General features: G+C 38.4%; 17 protein-coding genes and 1 pseudogene. 9 read left to right on the top strand and 9 right to left on the bottom strand.

Annotated features, from left to right (window positions below):
- Positions 1–49: 49 nt before the first annotated feature.
- A complete protein-coding gene (locus K9H14_00590; GenBank protein MCG9478688.1) occupies positions 50–967 on the bottom strand; it encodes a DMT family transporter in 918 nt (305 codons plus the stop codon).
- Positions 968–1148: 181 nt separating this feature from the next.
- Between K9H14_00590 and K9H14_00585 the strand changes: the two are divergent.
- Positions 1149–1905: pseudogene (locus K9H14_00585) on the top strand (SDR family oxidoreductase).
- Between the two features lie 42 nt (positions 1906–1947).
- Positions 1948–2286, top strand: coding sequence for a carboxymuconolactone decarboxylase family protein (locus K9H14_00580; protein MCG9478687.1), 339 nt, complete (start codon positions 1948–1950; stop codon positions 2284–2286).
- On the opposite strand, the gene K9H14_00575 is transcribed toward K9H14_00580, so the two are convergent.
- On the bottom strand, positions 2246–2680 hold the full coding sequence (locus K9H14_00575; protein ID MCG9478686.1) for a hypothetical protein: 435 nt from the start codon (positions 2678–2680) through the stop codon (positions 2246–2248). The two genes, K9H14_00580 and K9H14_00575, sit on opposite strands and share 41 nt — an antisense overlap.
- Before the next feature lie 206 nt (positions 2681–2886).
- Between K9H14_00575 and K9H14_00570 the strand changes: the two genes are divergently transcribed.
- Both K9H14_00570 and K9H14_00565 read left to right on the top strand, forming a co-directional pair.
- A complete protein-coding gene (locus tag K9H14_00570) occupies positions 2887–3657 on the top strand; it encodes a zinc-ribbon domain-containing protein (GenBank protein MCG9478685.1) in 771 nt (256 codons plus the stop codon).
- The gene (locus tag K9H14_00565; GenBank protein ID MCG9478684.1) at positions 3658–5295 is read left to right on the top strand and encodes a hypothetical protein; all 1638 of its coding nucleotides are present in this window, start codon (positions 3658–3660) and stop codon (positions 5293–5295) included.
- A 1046-nt stretch (positions 5296–6341) separates the two neighbouring features.
- Here K9H14_00565 and K9H14_00560 read toward each other — a convergent pair.
- Together K9H14_00560 and K9H14_00555 are read right to left on the bottom strand one after the other, a co-directional pair.
- Complete coding sequence (locus K9H14_00560; protein ID MCG9478683.1) at positions 6342–6728, bottom strand: hypothetical protein; 387 nt, start codon at positions 6726–6728, stop codon at positions 6342–6344.
- Positions 6729–6770: 42 nt separating this feature from the next.
- The gene (locus K9H14_00555; GenBank protein MCG9478682.1) at positions 6771–7088 is read right to left on the bottom strand and encodes a class I SAM-dependent methyltransferase; all 318 of its coding nucleotides are present in this window, start codon (positions 7086–7088) and stop codon (positions 6771–6773) included.
- A 531-nt stretch (positions 7089–7619) separates the two neighbouring features.
- Here K9H14_00555 and rpoD point away from each other — a divergent pair.
- A complete protein-coding gene (gene rpoD / locus K9H14_00550; protein MCG9478681.1) occupies positions 7620–8687 on the top strand; it encodes an RNA polymerase sigma factor RpoD in 1068 nt (355 codons plus the stop codon).
- 123 nt (positions 8688–8810) lie between these two features.
- On the opposite strand, the gene K9H14_00545 is transcribed toward rpoD, so the two are convergent.
- Positions 8811–9014 (bottom strand): hypothetical protein, encoded by a 204-nt coding sequence (locus tag K9H14_00545; protein ID MCG9478680.1) that lies wholly within the window; start codon positions 9012–9014, stop codon positions 8811–8813.
- Positions 9015–9702: 688 nt separating this feature from the next.
- A complete protein-coding gene (locus K9H14_00540) occupies positions 9703–10650 on the bottom strand; it encodes a prohibitin family protein (protein ID MCG9478679.1) in 948 nt (315 codons plus the stop codon).
- Positions 10651–11082: 432 nt separating this feature from the next.
- Here K9H14_00540 and K9H14_00535 point away from each other — a divergent pair, with 432 nt between their 5' ends.
- Positions 11083–11676 (top strand): nucleotidyltransferase domain-containing protein, encoded by a 594-nt coding sequence (locus tag K9H14_00535; GenBank protein ID MCG9478678.1) that lies wholly within the window; start codon positions 11083–11085, stop codon positions 11674–11676.
- A complete protein-coding gene (locus K9H14_00530) occupies positions 11630–11932 on the top strand; it encodes a hypothetical protein (protein ID MCG9478677.1) in 303 nt (100 codons plus the stop codon). The genes K9H14_00535 and K9H14_00530 overlap by 47 nt, the downstream gene beginning before the upstream one ends.
- On the opposite strand, the gene K9H14_00525 is transcribed toward K9H14_00530, so the two are convergent.
- Both K9H14_00525 and K9H14_00520 read right to left on the bottom strand, forming a co-directional pair.
- Complete coding sequence (locus tag K9H14_00525; GenBank protein ID MCG9478676.1) at positions 11916–12125, bottom strand: hypothetical protein; 210 nt, start codon at positions 12123–12125, stop codon at positions 11916–11918. The two genes, K9H14_00530 and K9H14_00525, sit on opposite strands and share 17 nt — an antisense overlap.
- 70 nt (positions 12126–12195) lie before the next feature.
- The gene (locus K9H14_00520) at positions 12196–12873 is read right to left on the bottom strand and encodes a Crp/Fnr family transcriptional regulator (GenBank protein MCG9478675.1); all 678 of its coding nucleotides are present in this window, start codon (positions 12871–12873) and stop codon (positions 12196–12198) included.
- Between the two features lie 87 nt (positions 12874–12960).
- Between K9H14_00520 and K9H14_00515 the strand changes: the two genes are divergently transcribed.
- Complete coding sequence (locus K9H14_00515; protein ID MCG9478674.1) at positions 12961–13587, top strand: 4Fe-4S binding protein; 627 nt, start codon at positions 12961–12963, stop codon at positions 13585–13587.
- A 141-nt stretch (positions 13588–13728) separates the two neighbouring features.
- Positions 13729–13950 carry a NifU family protein gene (locus K9H14_00510; GenBank protein MCG9478673.1) on the top strand — a complete coding sequence of 74 codons (222 nt, stop codon included), beginning with the start codon at positions 13729–13731 and terminating at the stop codon, positions 13948–13950.
- A gap of 139 nt (positions 13951–14089) precedes the next feature.
- Here the strand turns inward: K9H14_00510 and K9H14_00505 are convergent, their stop codons facing one another.
- Positions 14090–15604: a trimethylamine methyltransferase family protein gene (locus tag K9H14_00505; GenBank protein MCG9478672.1), complete on the bottom strand. Its 1515-nt coding sequence runs from the start codon at positions 15602–15604 to the stop codon at positions 14090–14092.
- Between the last annotated feature and the right edge of the window lie 7 nt (positions 15605–15611).

Below are 15611 nucleotides of genomic sequence, written 5' to 3'. Positions count from 1 at the left end.
ATCAATGGATTGTAACTTTATGGTACTGTTGCCATAACTTAGAATAATCCTATTCTGCATTCTTAAATTTTAACTGGTTGGTTACAATTATTCCTGCCAGGATAAGTACCGCACCTACCCAAAATAACCAGGAAAAACTTTCTTTTAGAATTATTAAAGAAAGCACTACCGCAAAAACTGGTGTCAGATATATGTAAATGGAAACATGGGAGGCAGGCAGCTTTTTAAGGCAGGTAAACCATAGGGGATAAGCTATTCCAATCATAGTAAGCCCCAATATAATTAATATACCCAATTCGGTCCGGCTGGCTGTGAAAATCTGGGTGTAGCCCACGGTAAAAGCAGTCAGTATATTTAACAGTACCGCTCCTGAGAACAGAGCCAGGGCAGCCACTATAAGGGGGTCGTTGTTAGCCAAAAGTTTCTTGCCAATTACTGAATACAGGGCAAAGGATAATGCGGCCAGCAGGGGGTCCAGAAAGGCCATTAAATCCATATCGGTACCGCTCAAATTCAATGAAAAGCCCTGGTTAAAGGTAACCAGAACTACACCTATTGCAGCCAGGCCTATACCTATCTTGGTACTAAGGCCTATACGTTCCTTTAATATGGGTGCTGCCAGTATGGCTATAAAGATTACATTACTGGAAATGAGTACCGCATTAATAGAGGCGGGAATTTTGGAAAGGGCGCTAAAAGTGAGGATCTGGTAGAAAAAAAATCCAAATACGCCCAGCCCCAGAGAGATCATTATATCCCTGGGAGAGAGCTTGGATAGTTTTTTTATCTTGCCTGAAATAAGCAAAAATATCACCACTGCCACAAATCCAATAGTCAGATTAACCGCGGCCACCTGATAAGGGTGCAGGCTCCTGGTAACGATTTTCCCCAGAGGGTGTCCTATAGCCCAGAAAAAGGAGACTATAATCATTAATAAATATTCAATGCGAAAACCATTTTTTTTCATAGCCCTGTAGTCCTTATATACGGATTATATATTTCTAACAGGATAATATAAATAATGCAAATAGACCAGTGAGTTTATAAGCTTTTCCGGCCATGATGTAATTTAATTTTGTTTATACAGTTTTAGAATGGATACTAAAATTAGCATATTGTGATAAAGAAATTTTATAAAAAGAATTATTATGAAACTTAAAGACAAAGTGGCAATTGTAACCGGGGCAGCTTCCGGCATGGGGAAGCCATATCTATTTTATTTGCTAAAGAGGGAGCCAAGGTTATATTATCCGATATCAACTTTGAAGATGCAGAAGAGGTAGCCAAAAAAATAAAAGAAGATGGGGGAGAAGCCACACCGGTATTAACTGATGTTTCCAAGCTGGAAGATGTGGATAAAATGATAGAGACTGCAGTTGATACTTACGGAACACTGGATATCCTGGTAAATAATGCGGGAATTATGGATAATTTCATGCCTGCAGGAGAGGTTACTGACCAGTTATGGGATAAGGTATTTGCGGTTAATGTCAAAGGGCCCATGATGGCAATAAGGAAATCTATTTCCATTTTTACTGGGAAAGAAAGCGGTATTATCATAAATATTGCTTCACTGGGTGGAATAAGGGGAGGAGGGCGGGAGCAGCCTACACCGCTTCCAAGCATGCAGTAGTGGGACTAACCAGGAATGTAGGTTTTCAGTATGCAAACAAAGGAATAAGATGCAACGCTATAGCTCCGGGTGCAGTGGAAACCAATATTGGAGAAACCATAAATAATCCCAGTTAGTTCGGTTCCGAAAGAGCAACTCAATACATGAGCCTTAATCCCAGGACAGGTAAACCTGAGGAGATAGCTTCAGTAGCCTTATTTTTAGCTACCCCTGATTCCAGTTTTATCAATGGTGAAATTATTGTAGCTGATGCTGGCTGGGGAGCTTATTAGAATCAAATTGTGGTGTAACTGAAGAATAAGAGGCTGGTAAAGTTGTTAGATAGAGATCAAGGATACCTAATCAAAAGGTTGAAGATAATGGAAAAAGAGTTTGGCGAAAAATTATATACGGTTAAAAAATCATACCGGATATTTTATGACGGCTTGCGTACCATCAAATATATGGTCAGGGCAAAACGGAACGCTGAGTTAAGCACTTTGCTTCTGGAAAGAGTAATGACTGCAGTTACCAAGGTAAATGGCTGCCCCTTATGTTCTTATGCCCATACCCGGATGGCGCTGGAGGTAGGAATAAGCAGCCAGGAAATTCAGAGTATGTTTTCGGGGGTATTCAAAGATTATAATTACCCCCAAAAACTGGATAAAAAATGAGGTAAGATATAAGTATGGTTAGGGGGTAAGATATATTTATCTCCTTATGTTTTTCTAACTTTTCTACAGCTTCAGCCATAAAAGGGGCAAGGCGCTTGCTGCAGATAAAGTCAAATACTACCCAGATCCTCTTCAGTGCAAGGCATACGTCATGACCGTATATCCTGGGTTTATTTCTTTTTTTCTTTTCTCCTACCACAAACTTTATCTTTTTACCTTTGCTTGTCATATACCCTATGATTTTTTGTTTTTTTGCCTTCAGTATCCAGGATGCATAAGAGCGGTTATAGCCAGTAATGGCGGTAAATTCATCAAGGATAGCCCCTTTTTGCTTTTTAGTTGATTTGTTGTATCTTTTTTTAAGTTCAGAAGTTACTGCTTTTTTATACCTCATTGCCAACATCCTTACCCCCTATATTTGAAAATATAGTTTTTTCAAATATAGAGATTTATCCCAATTATTAAAATAATTTCGTTTAGATTATCACGGTAAGCAACGATACAGTTTCATTTAGATTTTAAATAAATCAATTCGATATTTTGACTTTATAACTTTCGTTCTGTATTATTGCCTTTATTTATATAAACACTTAAAAGTGCATGTATTGTCCAAGTTGTGGAAAAAAAATAATTGAGGATTCCAAATACTGTAAGCATTGTGGTTATAGCTTAACAAATACCTCATCAGAACTTTCTGAAAATAAAACTGTTGATAAAAATAATAACCGGGGTAAAAAGAATTATTTTAGTATATTTTTTATTACATTAATTTCAGTAGCTTTTGTTGCTGTTTCGGTAATTTTAACCTTTTATATTTTAAACAATATAAATAAAATAGAACCAGTAGAAGCCGATAATGAAGTAATAGAAACAAAAACCATTGATACCGAAACAATAGTAGATGATTCTTCCGATGCCCAACAAAATGAAATAGACGAAAACACTTCAGAAGAAAATAGCATTTTGCCAAAGGAAGACTTGAGCCAAAAGCAGCAGGAACTTGTTACCTTCTTAGGATATCCAGATGAATTTTTAGTAATATTTGATGAAGGCAATAATAATGCTAGGGTTGAGGATTGGATATATGCAGGAATTGAAAGATATTTTATTTTTAATAATGGGGATTACGAAGGCGGAGATTATATTATTCTGGAAGATATTATTGATGATAATTTAGAAATAAAACCGGAAGATTTTACCTTTGGGCTGAGCTCTAAGCAGGTAGGGGCAATTCTAGGAGAAGAAGATGAAATAATTGTGGATACAAATACAGGTTTAAAAATTATTAATTATGCTGGAGGCCTTGTAATATGTACCTTTAATTCTGATGATAAATTAATAAATGTCTCCAGAAAGAAGGATAAAATTTAAATGAAAAAATACTTATATAAATTTTTAAGTTTATTCCATTTTCTATCTTCGCAGAAGGGTGAAGTAATTCTTACCTATCTTGCAGTCACTGGTATTGTTGTTTTAGCAGCAGGTCTTTTTTCTTTTGGTGGCAAAGCCATGGAAACCAAAAAAAAAGTAGAAGATTACACCCAGAATGTACAAAATTACGGTGATATCGGGTATGACGGTGATGCAAACAAGACAGCAGAATCATACAAAGCTGAAATTAATAAGATATATTTAGAAGGCGGCAAAACAGCGGCAACAACATATGATGAAACAGGCCTGCTAACAGGAATTGATTCATTAACAAATACCTTTAAAACAAAACCTAAAAAAAATGATGATCAGCAGGGTGATAAAGATGAAGAAGAAATAATAGAACAAAAACTAAAAGAGCAGGGTGTAGATACAGACGAGTTAAAGAAAGACATAGCATTAGCTATTAATAAGATTGCTAAAAGAAAGTCAACTTCAGATACTACTGATGAAAAAATAAGTGACATTACTGTTGGCATAATAATAAATATGGAAAATAAAGGTGATAATACCAAAGACCAAAACGCTCCAGAAGATGAAAAGAAAGATGGGCAGATAGAGGAAGATAAAGATACTAAAGATACAGAAAAAGAACAGGCCAAAGATGAAAGAATAACTATAATACTTAATACCATTACTAGTACTCTAAATGCAAATAAGAAATTAGAGGCTGATGAAATTGTTGGCCAAAAAAAAGAACTTGATAAAAAAACCCTGGAGAAAAAATATCTTGAAGACAAGATAAATTCTTATAAATACTTCGAAGAACAGGGGTACATAGTAACTGATACCACAGGGCTTTCAAATTTGAAAACAAGGCTTGACGAAGTTAATGCAGAAATAGAAGGTTTAGAAAAAGAAATAGAGAATTTGGAGAATAAAAAGGAAATAGAAAAAGACCAGGAAGAAGCCGAAGAAGAAAATGAAGAAGATCAAGAAGAAGATTTAGCTGAAGCACCAACAATAAAACTTAAAATTGTAGAAGGCCCTACTTTTTCTGAAGAAGATAAAGTTTGCTATTATAAGGTTTCTGCTGAAACTACAGGAATACCTGAACCTGAGATTTCATTTAGCAAAGACGACAGTAATGGAGCATGGGGTTCAAATAAAGTACAAATAAATTTGAAAAATAACAATTCTTATACATTAACAGCAACTGCCAGTAATTCCGAGGGCAGTTCCAGTGATAGCATAGCTCTAACATGGGGATGCCAAGAAGTGCTAAGTGGCACAGTAAACCTTAAAGGCTCAGGAGTTCTTACAGGTGTTGCTGACCGTAGCACATATCCCATAAATCTAAATATTAATTTGGATACAGGTAATGTAAGCGGCAGTTCCAGTTTTTCAGGTACTGCATATGGCTGCCCTTTTAATGCAACCATATCTTTTTCTGGAACATTAAATTTATCTACTTATAATCTTAAGATAACTGCAAACCTGATAAGCAGATGGACTGGTTCTTGCTCACAGAATGATAATTCATACCATAAAACTACACTCTCAGGAAAGCTTAATGAGTCAGCAACGTACGCTAGTGGAACAGACTCTGATGGAGGCTCCTGGTCTGTTAGCAGATAGCTAGGTGTTTAAAATAATTGCTAAAACTTGACTCTAAAGAATATCAAAAGTATGCGCATAATATTCATGTATTATGCTGTAAACAGTTAACTCAAGTTTCGGAAAAATTTTTTAAAATAGCTTAAATATAGCTTTTTTTTGTATTAGTGGCACAGTTTTCGGCTGAAATTTGGTACACTTTTCGATTGTAAAAAACATTAGGGCCATATTGCAGGGATAGTGGGCAATTATGGGTATATATGGATTTCTTTTGCTTGGTCCAGAAAATAGGGCTTATTTAAATGGCTTCTAAGGGCCTTAAATTGCCCAACCTATGGTTTTTATTTAGGTTTGCATATATTACAATAATTTCCCGATAACGGAGTGTTCCAACAGTGTTCCGTTTTATCGCATAAATTTTATACCCCTAACTCACGCAAGCTTTTATCCATATAATCCAACCATTGCTTGTGTTTAATACAAAAGTTGGTTATACACCTATGGGCTTCTTTTGCTATTTCGGGAACATACATCTTATGCAAGATTTTTATTATTTCTTTGATTTTATCAGCTTCCATTTCCGAATAAGAAAAACCTTTTCCTATGTCTTCAGCCTCAACGGCTTCTATTTTCTTACTTTCTAAAGCCCCTAATTCATAAGTTAGGGGGAAACACTGCTCCTATATTCAAGCATATACTCTTCCCATTCTTTAATAAGTTTCAATTTTGTTCCCCTCCTGCATTTATCATAACAAATATAATTTTATAACTTAAACCTGCCCCTGATGGTATTAGGACCTTTTTTATAGCGTCTGATTAGTCTGATTCTTCTGTTTTTCTTCTGTCCTGTTGTGCCCCTGTAGTTAAAGATGATTTACTCCATTGCAACAAGCGCCGCCGCCTTGACGGCCGCAGCCTCCTTGACCTTTCTATAGCCCAAAGCACGAAGAATATTGATTACGGTCTCTCGTGCCGGCTGGATATCATCAACCACCAGATGCTATTGTTTTTGTTGAGCACGAACTCCCAGTCAGGTGAATGCAGGGTTATGCCTCTGTTTATGTCACTTAGACTTCTCCAATAGCCAGAATTTCCAACATACAAAAATAAAATCCTTCCGAGTCAAGGATGTATTCCTCGGATGTGGAATCAAAACATGCTTGCCATTGTTTAAAATCCTCTTCTAACAGATAGGATCTGCCTTTGTCTGCGTACCATTTGGCATTGCCAGTAATATAACGTTTTGCTTCCAGCGTCAGAGGCGGAACCATTTGTACCGCATATGAGGCGGTTGACACTTTTTTTAAACTTGCTTTCAAAAGAAAGTCTCGCAGCTTTTGTCCTGAAAAATTGTCAAAAGGCGGGTCCGGGGGGGGGGGGGTTCCTTTAAGACCCTGAGCTGCCGCAGTTATCACTTTCAATGTCAGCAGAGGTTCTATAGGATGAATAGCCAAAACAGAACCCTCAAAATCTTTAATAGCAATCCTTCCGCCTTTTTATGTCATCCGTTTTTGCTCTTCAAAGACCTTCTGATGATCTGCAACATAAGAAAAACAGTTTCCAAATAAAACCAGATCAAAGCTGTCATCTTCGAATGGGATCGAACGGAAGTCACCTTTATGAAATTCAATAGTTTGCTCATACAAATCTGTGATGTTTTCCGAAGCATACCTGATGAAATCCGTATCGCTGTCAAGACCAACAACCCGACCGGCCGGGCCTACCTTTTCAGCCAGCAGAGACGTCCATAGCCCTGGCCCACAACCCAGGTCCAGTACAGTATCACCCGGTTTAAGGTTCAAATCGTCAACCACCCCACGCCGTTGGCCTTCCTTGGCTCTGTGATGATCAAGAAGTCATGATATTCCGAAATTAACATATTCACCACGTTTGTTTTTGTGTTGGGAATTGATACTCCTTGACATTTTTTCCTCCTACTATTCGAGCTTTTTTCAAAGTGCTAAGTCTTAGGGTGTTTGAATTTATTGGTATCTAGCTTTAATGTTTACCCTATCTTCTTCTACTAGGCCCTTGCCTGTATCATACCATAACAGGTAGTCACTAAAACTCCAACATAGTATTGGCCACCTAAATGAGCCTTAACCGGCCTATCTGGTAATAGCTTTTCTTTGTTGCCCGGGTGCTTTTATCTATATTAGTAACTTTATGTTATAGTAACAACAATTAGAAGTTTTGTAATAAAATTTTAAACAAATAAGTATATTTTTGGGATATCCTCCCAAATAATATTCAGACTTTCTTCTGGCATAAAAAGACAGGTAAGGATTTGCAGATGCAGGTCTTTGCACAAAAAATTATTAAAATTTACGATTTAGGTGATTAAAATAGATAAAGAAAGCAAACAGAAAAAAATAAAATCTTTGATATCTAAAGGCAAAGCAGAGGGCACGCTTACATTTGAAGAAATTACTGATACCCTGCCCAGATTAGATTTGTCGAAATCCCAAATTGAAAATATCTATAATGCGATACACAGGCTGGATATAGATATCTTGGGCAAAGATGGGGCCCTGTCGAAAAAAAAGAATAAAACTGCCAAGAAAAAGGCAGATAATTTCATCAAGTTCTCAAATAATAACTCTGTGAGCACGTACTTGAAAGAGATAGGCAAAACAAGGCTTCTTTCAGCAGTCGAGGAAACCCAGCTGGCAAAAAGGGTTGAGGCAGGAGACCTTGCTGCCAAACAGGCCCTGATAAAAGCAAACTTAAGGCTGGTGGTAAGTGTTGCCAAAAAATATACCGGAAGAGGAATAACCTTTCTTGACCGTATACAGGAAGGCAACCTTGGCTTGATAAAGGCAGTTGAAAAGTTTGACTACAGAAAGGGTTACAAATTTTCAACCTATGCAACCTGGTGGATAAGGCAGGGTATAACCAGGGCCATATCTGATCAGGCAAGAACCATAAGGGTGCCCGTACATATGTGTGATAATATAAATAAAATAATAAAGGTGCAGCGGAGACTAGTCCAGGAGCTGGACAGGGATCCTTCAGCCGAAGAAATTTCAGATGAGATGGAATTTACTCCGGACAAAATAAGGGAGATAATAAAAATAAGCCAGCAGCCGGTATCACTGGAGACTCCTATTGGTGAAGAAGGAAATACCCATCTTTCAGATTTTATAGAAGACGCAGAAGCCAAAAAGCCTGCTGATGCTGCATCATTCGCCATGCTCCAGAAACAAATACAGCAGGTTTTAGGTACCCTTACCGGCAGGGAAAGAAAGATTTTAGAGCTTAGGTTTGGGTTGCACGACGGACACCCGAGAACTCTTGAAGAAGTAGGAAGGGAATTTGGTGTTACCAGGGAAAGAATCAGGCAAATACAATTTAAAACCCTCTGCAAACTAAGGAAAACCAGCAAAAGCAAAGTATTAAAAGATTACTTTTAATCTGTTTTTTAGCTTTATATGAAATAAGAATTATATTATTTTTAAAGGTTACATCTTTTCCTTTGTTCTTAAAAGCAATGTCTGCCCTATAGCTATCTAGTGATACATCTTCTAAAGCGCTGGTTAGCGTTGCTGCTTCTCCTTATCAGCTATGGCTTTATTTAGAAGAGATTTAACATTTTGGACAGTCAATTTTTCATTGCCATGCAAATGATTAGCGGCCAGTAAATTGCACATGGCGTTGTTTATCTGTGCTGTATGTTTACGGCTGTCTATAACCAGTACAGGATCTTCTGATTTTTCAAAGTATTTGATGAATTCAGCCATTTATTTACTCCATCCGTAGAATTTGCTTCTGGCCCAGAGGTCGTAGTCACTTATAGATGTGTTGCCATTTAGGATTGCTCCTTGAGAATTAAGTTTTACGTTTGTGGGGGAGCTGTGTGTTATCCAGAAATGGCTTTAAATCAAATATTTTTACAATTCCGTTATTGAAGTATACCAGGATTGTAGAGTCGGTATTATTCTTAACGGTTTCTATTTCAGGCATTAATGACATAGTGGTTTATGGTCCTATTTATGTAAATAAGGGTTGCGTATCTATGTTTAATATAATAGCTGAAATCAGTGGGGGGAAATAGGGAAATTGTTAAATTTTTGGGAAAATTTAATGTTGTTGAGAACAAGGTAAAATATGAAGCCATAGAATGGCGTATATGGGGAGAAAATTAGATGGGGCATAGGATTTATTCTGGCAGATTTTGATGGGGCGGTTGGTTTTGTAGAGGAATAATAAAAGAAAAAAACACTTATAGAGAAAGCCGGTTACTATCCGGCTTTCTCTATTTCAAAGCAGAAATTACTAAACTGCAAACATGCTTACAGTTCTATCTATAAGTAAACAGGTTCCCCTTATTTTGCAGCACCTGTAGAATTATAACTTATTACACGGTACTAAAAACTATAAATATTTACTATTTTAAGGCTATATTTATCATTTTAGATAAACTGAATACTATTCTCCCAGCAAGGGCTCCTCCTCTTCAGCTTCTTCTTCTATTTCTGGTTCATTGGTTGTTGTAGGTGGTGCTTCATAATCATCTAAATCTTTTTGAAGGTCGCCTAAATCTATTAGCGGAACTATGCTATCAGGCAATATCCCCCAGCTTATGTTTGGAGAAAGCTTCTGTATAAACTCCAGCTGTATAATCTCTGGGTATTCTCTCAGGGATTCACCCTTGATAGTAATTTGTTCAGCCTCTGCTTCAGCCTTAATTATGGTTTGTTCTTTCTTTATCCTTTCCTGCTCCAATACATTTCTTTCAACCTCTATCCTTTCTTCAGCAATCTGCTTTTCTTCAAGAATAGTAAAGTATTCATCAGTAAAATCAATTTTTCTTAATAGGAACTCGTCCATTATAACCCCATTTCTCTCAAATATGGGTCTGAGGGTTTCTGCAAGCTCTGACTGTACAACAAAAACTTGCTCTGAATAAAGCTGGAAGGCAGTATATTTTTTAGGTATATTCCTGGCAAGGGATCTTGCTTCTGTCTTGACTACCTTCTCTACCAATTCATCCATGGTTCCAATATTGTTTAATACCCATTCTGCCTGGCTGCTGTCAATGGAGAACCTGATTGTATACTTTAATTGCACCTGTTGTCCGTCAGAAGAAGTGGTATCAACCGAATAATCGGTGTAAACTGCCCGGCTTGCTTCAGGTTGGTCACTGGTTTCATATGTAACCTGCCTGGTAGAATAATTTACTGTGTTCTGTATAAAGGGAATCTTAAAATGAATGCCTGGCTTAAATGTAACTCCCACAGTTTTTCCAAACTGGGTCAGCACTTGCACATTACCTGCCTGCACAATGACAATAGCGTTAAAAAGAACAATAAGGGCAACTACAAAGATAATCACCCCTATTATAATTTTAGGTATTAGCTTGGATTGCGGTTCCATATTATTTCCTTTCTGTTATGTTAAAGTAATAATATATTTAAATACCTTTTCCCCCAGGTAGATTACGCAAGTATACAATAACTTCATTAATAGTGCACAGTTACAACTTGCTGTTATTTTTAAATATCTGAACTCTGAGAGCACTACGCTCTGGTAAAATTTATTAGTAGGGTGTGTTGCTCAGCTGGCTAAAGCACTACATCGACATTACAGTTAAAATGTTTATTTTAAATGGTCTTAATTATATTCACCAAAAATGGATGGGTATTAGAAATATAAATGCTTATATTAAGATATTAAAATTTAATTTTCGGTATATCTTCTTTTAAGTTTACAATTTTGCTTAACCTAGGTTATTTCAATTTTTGATTACCATATAACAGCAAAACTGCATTTGATAATTGACTACACATTGTATAAAGGAATTGAATTATGCTAAATATACTTTTTTCTTCCAAAACAAGGGTGGAGATATTAGAACTATTTTTGTTTAATGCTGATGATAGTTTCTACCAGAGGCAGATCTCTAAGCTTACCTCTCAGCACATAAGGGGGGTTCAGCGTGAGGTAGAAAAAATTGGCTTAATTGTAAGCTCAGCACAGGGTAACAGGATTTATTATAAGTTAAACCAGGATTGTCCCATAGCCCAGGACTTAAAAAATGTTTTTTTAAAAACTGTAGGGGTAGCAGAAATCATAAGAGAGAGCTTTAAAGAAGAGGGAATTAAATTTGCTTTCATCTATGGCTCTTATGCCAGGGGAGAGGAAAACCTGTCAAGCGATATTGACTTAATGGTTATCGGAGATATCTCCTCTAAAAGGCTTTCAAGCATCCTATCGGAGCCCAGGGGAAAACTAATGCGGGAGATTAATTATGCGGTTTTTTCATTAGATAAATTTATAAAAAAAGCAACAGAAAAAGACCATTTTATAAACTCTATCCTAAATGATAAGAAGATATACATTATAGGAAACGAAGATGAACTTAGAAGACTTACTGAACCAGGGCATAGTAAAGCATCATGAAACTTCAAAGAAAGAAATCCAAAATCTAATAGAGCTTGCAAGAAGAGATATAAAGGATGCAAAGGTTATTGGACTTTCTTCAGACAGGAAATTTGTCTGTGCCTATAATGCTGTTCTACAGCTAGCCACAATTTTACTTTACTGCAAAGGATTTAGACCAAAAGGAGCGGGCCATCATTTTATAGTATTTCAAGCAATGAAGATAATAATGGTGACCGATTTACACTGCGCGACCAACATCAGATCTTTTCTTTGATCCTGGATATTTCTTTATATAAATCAGTCATATATTCAGAATTTTCATCTATCTTCCTGCTCAATATAAGGATGCATTCCTGTAAGGCATCAATTCTTTCTTTGATCATCTGGTCCTGGCCGGCATTATCCAGCCCTTTTATGGTTTCTTCTGCTTCTTCCAGAATTATTCTTACTTCTTGTTCTGCTGCCATGATACCCCCTTTTTTCAATAACCTGATTTCAATATAAACTATTAACCTCCTTTTTCCAACCACCCTTATTTTATAGCAGTAAATTTTCCAGTGCCTGAATATCTATAATAGTTATTTTTCTGCCTTCAGACAGTATGAGGCCATCTTTCTGCATGCGGGACAGTTCCCTGGACAGGGATGGCCGGGGGATACATAAATAGTTGGCCAGATAGGTTCTGGTATAGGGGAGCCTGACGGTCAGGGAATTCTGTTTATCTGACAGGTCCAGCAGGTAATAGGATAATTTTTCCCTTATGGAGCTTAAGGAGAGCAGGCTGATTTTCTGGTTAAGAAGCAGCAGCCTCCGGGATAGAAGTTTTAAAAAATTGGTCATTATCTGCTGGTTTACAGCGAATAATTTTAAAAGGTTGGCCTGGTCTATAAATAAAATTCTGGCCCTGGAGTCGGCCATAACCGTGGAAGGGTTAAATTCCTGCTGTGAGAATACTGTACCTTCCCCGAAACTAGCCGGAGGGGTAAACCTGGCGATTATTATGTTTTTGCCGCTGGGCAGAAACTTGGCTACCTTTACCTTGCCCTCCAATATTATGCCAAGGCTATGGGATAAACGGTGCTGGGAAAATATTATCTGTCCCTGGCTGTATGGCTTTATGGTATAAAAGATCTGTTCCAGCACATCTTCTATTTCTCTAGGGGAAAGTCCTTCAAAAATGCTGCTTTGGCCAAGCTGGCTGATATCAATATCCATATTATATCCCTTCCGTAACATATGTTACCGCTATTTATCCTATATTATACTAAACTGCTTTCAGTCAAGAAAGAGAAGGAGAATTTTATGAAGAATGTGGCCAGGATAATATCACAGATTGCTTTTTTAATTATTTTTATTTTTCTAATACTTCAGGGACAGATGATTGTCTGGCTGATTGTCTTTGGGGCAACCCTTATAGCAGCCATCTTTTTTGGAAGAATTTACTGCGGATGGATATGCCCCATTAATACTGCAATGAGGCCTATAAACTGGCTGGTGAAAAAAATGGGTTACAAACGGTTAGGTGTACCCGGGATATTGAAGTCAAGGGCTTTACCATGGATAATGCTGGCCCTTATGGCAGTGGCCATAGTAGTTACCCGTATAGTTAAGGTAAACATACCCATACTGTTTATAATACTGGGCCTGGGAGCAATACTTGCCTTTATATTCCAGCCTGAAGTTTTCCATAAATATATATGCCCCTATGGAGCCCTGCAGGGCCTGCCGGGCAGGGTTGCCAGAAAATCTTATGTGGTAAATCAAGAAAATTGCGATGGCTGCAGCATATGCAGGTCGGTTTGCCAAGCGGAAGCGGTGACCGTTGGGAACAAAAAGGCAGAAATTGATAAAACTTTCTGCCTGCAATGCGGGGTGTGTGAGCAAAACTGCCCCCAGGAAACCATCAGGTACCAGTCAACCGGCAAATAGCCCCTTCTAAAATAATATGGGTTGATGTATATTGCGGGGTGGTCTATAGTTAGGCAGTGGATAAAAGATGATTATGTTGACATAATGATACAATATTTGTATCATTATTCTTAAGGTAACTATATTAGGAGGTAGTTTAGGTTGAAGGAAAAATTAGAAGAAGCATTGGATGAAATAAGACCTTCTCTGCAGGCAGACGGCGGAGATGTGGAGTTAGTAGATGTAAGTGATGATGGAGTGGTAAAGGTAAAGCTTACCGGTGCATGCGGCGGATGCCCCATGTCCCAGATTACTTTAGCCCAGGGCATTGAAAGAGTGCTTAAGGAAAAAATTCCTGAAGTAAAAAAAGTTGTAGGAGTATAGGGAACATTTAAGCCAGGGATGGCATAATTTAGCAGAAGAGATTAGAATTGCCTGTAGCAAATTTGGATTCACCTTTAAATTTACTACAGGCAATTATTTTATATAGCACTTTTGTAATACTGGCCAGGTTTTTCACTTTTTAATAATAGGGATACCCCGGAGAGGTCAGGTCTTTTTTATAGACCTCCCATTCCTTATCCGATATCAGCCCGGTTTTACGGTAATGCTTTCGGGCTTCTTTCATTATATTCTCTATGGCCTCTTCCTCCTTATCCGGCAGAGGCTCCGGTTTGTAAGTTTCCACTATTTTTTCCATCCGTTCCATTGCATACTGGATACAGTCTTTTTTGTCTGCTTCCATCCATTCCATATAGGTCAGATTGTCGGCGCTCTGGGGGATAAACTGTTCTTTTTTCCACCACTTCCTGGTATGTTCCTGGGTAAGATAGGTGCCGGGAATGGGGCCCACCTCATTGATGACATCTATGGCCAGGGTTTCATCGTTTATCTGGATGCCCTCCAGGAAACGGCCAATCATTGCTGCAACATCGTCATCCAGGATTAACTGGGCAGGGTGGAATGACAGCTCCCCGTATATACAGCCATGAAAACCTATTTCATTTGCTCCGGATAACAGGGACAGCCAGCAGGAGGTTGTTTTCTCGTAACCGCACTGGTAATCTATCCTTTTGGAATTGGAGGTTCCTGTAGAGTGGTTGCCTATTGGTATGTTGTATCTTCGCCAGATCTGGTTAAATACCACCTGATGCAGGGAGCTTTCTATTCTCCCGAAAACCGGATAGCCCGAGCGCATGTTCTGGGAGAAACCAAAATCGCTTACCAGAACCCCGGTTCCCGGCTTTATAAGCTGGGCCAGGACTACTCCGGCCATTAATTCAGCATTATTGGTTACTGTAGCTCCGGCGGCAGTAACCGGTGAGGTTGAGCCATAGGTGGCGCCGCTCTGTATATACAGGGGAAATCCAGCCTCAACATTCCTGAAGGCGGAAATACAGGCATCTTCCTGATAGGTTAGAGGGGGCGATATGGCCACTACACCCAGATTAATGGCACCCAGGGCTTTGGCCATTTCTATGGCAAATATTTCGCAGTCATTACCATAATTGCAGTGAAGGGGCATGGTGCTATTCCTGAAATTGGCAGCGTCTCCTTCCAGCATCTGCATAACTGCAGGAGTATTCTTAAAGCCAAACCAGGGCACATAGGATCCTGTATAGTGAACCGTCTCCAGCGCATCCATTACTTTGACCACATCGTAAAATTCTTTCCTGGTGGGAGGTCTGGGTTCCCAGGTTTCCAGATCAATGGTATCTTTGCCCGGGAAAGGCAGGAAATGGGTGGTATTGCCTCCGAAATTAAATCCCTGGCCGGATCCCCGGCCTTTGACCTGGAAGTTGCTGGGGCATTTATGCAGGCAATCCTCTACCAGCCATGTAGGGAATTTTACCAGCTTTTTGTCCTCATCAACCTGGCAGCCGTTATGTTTAAAAAGTTTCAAGGCTCTTTTGCTTTCAAACCTTACCCCTGTGTTCTGCAGAACTTCCAGGGTTTTTTTATGGATTACCTCTATCTGTTCCTGGTTTAAAATCTCCAGGGGGCGTATATTCCGTTTAATTCCTTTTTCATATGCCATACCGGCT

The sequence above is a fragment of the Actinomycetes bacterium genome (assembly GCA_022396035.1).
In the GTDB taxonomy this organism is placed as follows: Bacteria; Actinomycetota; Humimicrobiia; order Humimicrobiales; family Humimicrobiaceae; genus Halolacustris.
This window is presented reverse-complemented; position numbering and strand designations above follow the sequence as displayed.

Excerpts from the sequence above, each read along its gene's own strand:
- K9H14_00515 (MCG9478674.1), top strand. The coding sequence starts at position 12,961 with ATGAAGAATGTGGCCAGGATAATATCACAGATTGCTTTTTTAATTATT.
- K9H14_00530 (MCG9478677.1), top strand. The coding sequence starts at position 11,630 with ATGAACTTAGAAGACTTACTGAACCAGGGCATAGTAAAGCATCATGAA.
- K9H14_00535 (MCG9478678.1), top strand. The coding sequence starts at position 11,083 with ATGCTAAATATACTTTTTTCTTCCAAAACAAGGGTGGAGATATTAGAA.
- K9H14_00520 (MCG9478675.1), bottom strand. The coding sequence starts at position 12,873 with ATGGATATTGATATCAGCCAGCTTGGCCAAAGCAGCATTTTTGAAGGA.
- K9H14_00565 (MCG9478684.1), top strand. The coding sequence starts at position 3,658 with ATGAAAAAATACTTATATAAATTTTTAAGTTTATTCCATTTTCTATCT.
- K9H14_00540 (MCG9478679.1), bottom strand. The coding sequence starts at position 10,650 with ATGGAACCGCAATCCAAGCTAATACCTAAAATTATAATAGGGGTGATT.
- K9H14_00575 (MCG9478686.1), bottom strand. The coding sequence starts at position 2,680 with ATGAGGTATAAAAAAGCAGTAACTTCTGAACTTAAAAAAAGATACAAC.
- K9H14_00590 (MCG9478688.1), bottom strand. The coding sequence starts at position 967 with ATGAAAAAAAATGGTTTTCGCATTGAATATTTATTAATGATTATAGTC.
- K9H14_00545 (MCG9478680.1), bottom strand. The coding sequence starts at position 9,014 with ATGGCTGAATTCATCAAATACTTTGAAAAATCAGAAGATCCTGTACTG.
- K9H14_00505 (MCG9478672.1), bottom strand. The coding sequence starts at position 15,604 with ATGGCATATGAAAAAGGAATTAAACGGAATATACGCCCCCTGGAGATT.
- K9H14_00525 (MCG9478676.1), bottom strand. The coding sequence starts at position 12,125 with ATGGCAGCAGAACAAGAAGTAAGAATAATTCTGGAAGAAGCAGAAGAA.
- K9H14_00570 (MCG9478685.1), top strand. The coding sequence starts at position 2,887 with ATGTATTGTCCAAGTTGTGGAAAAAAAATAATTGAGGATTCCAAATAC.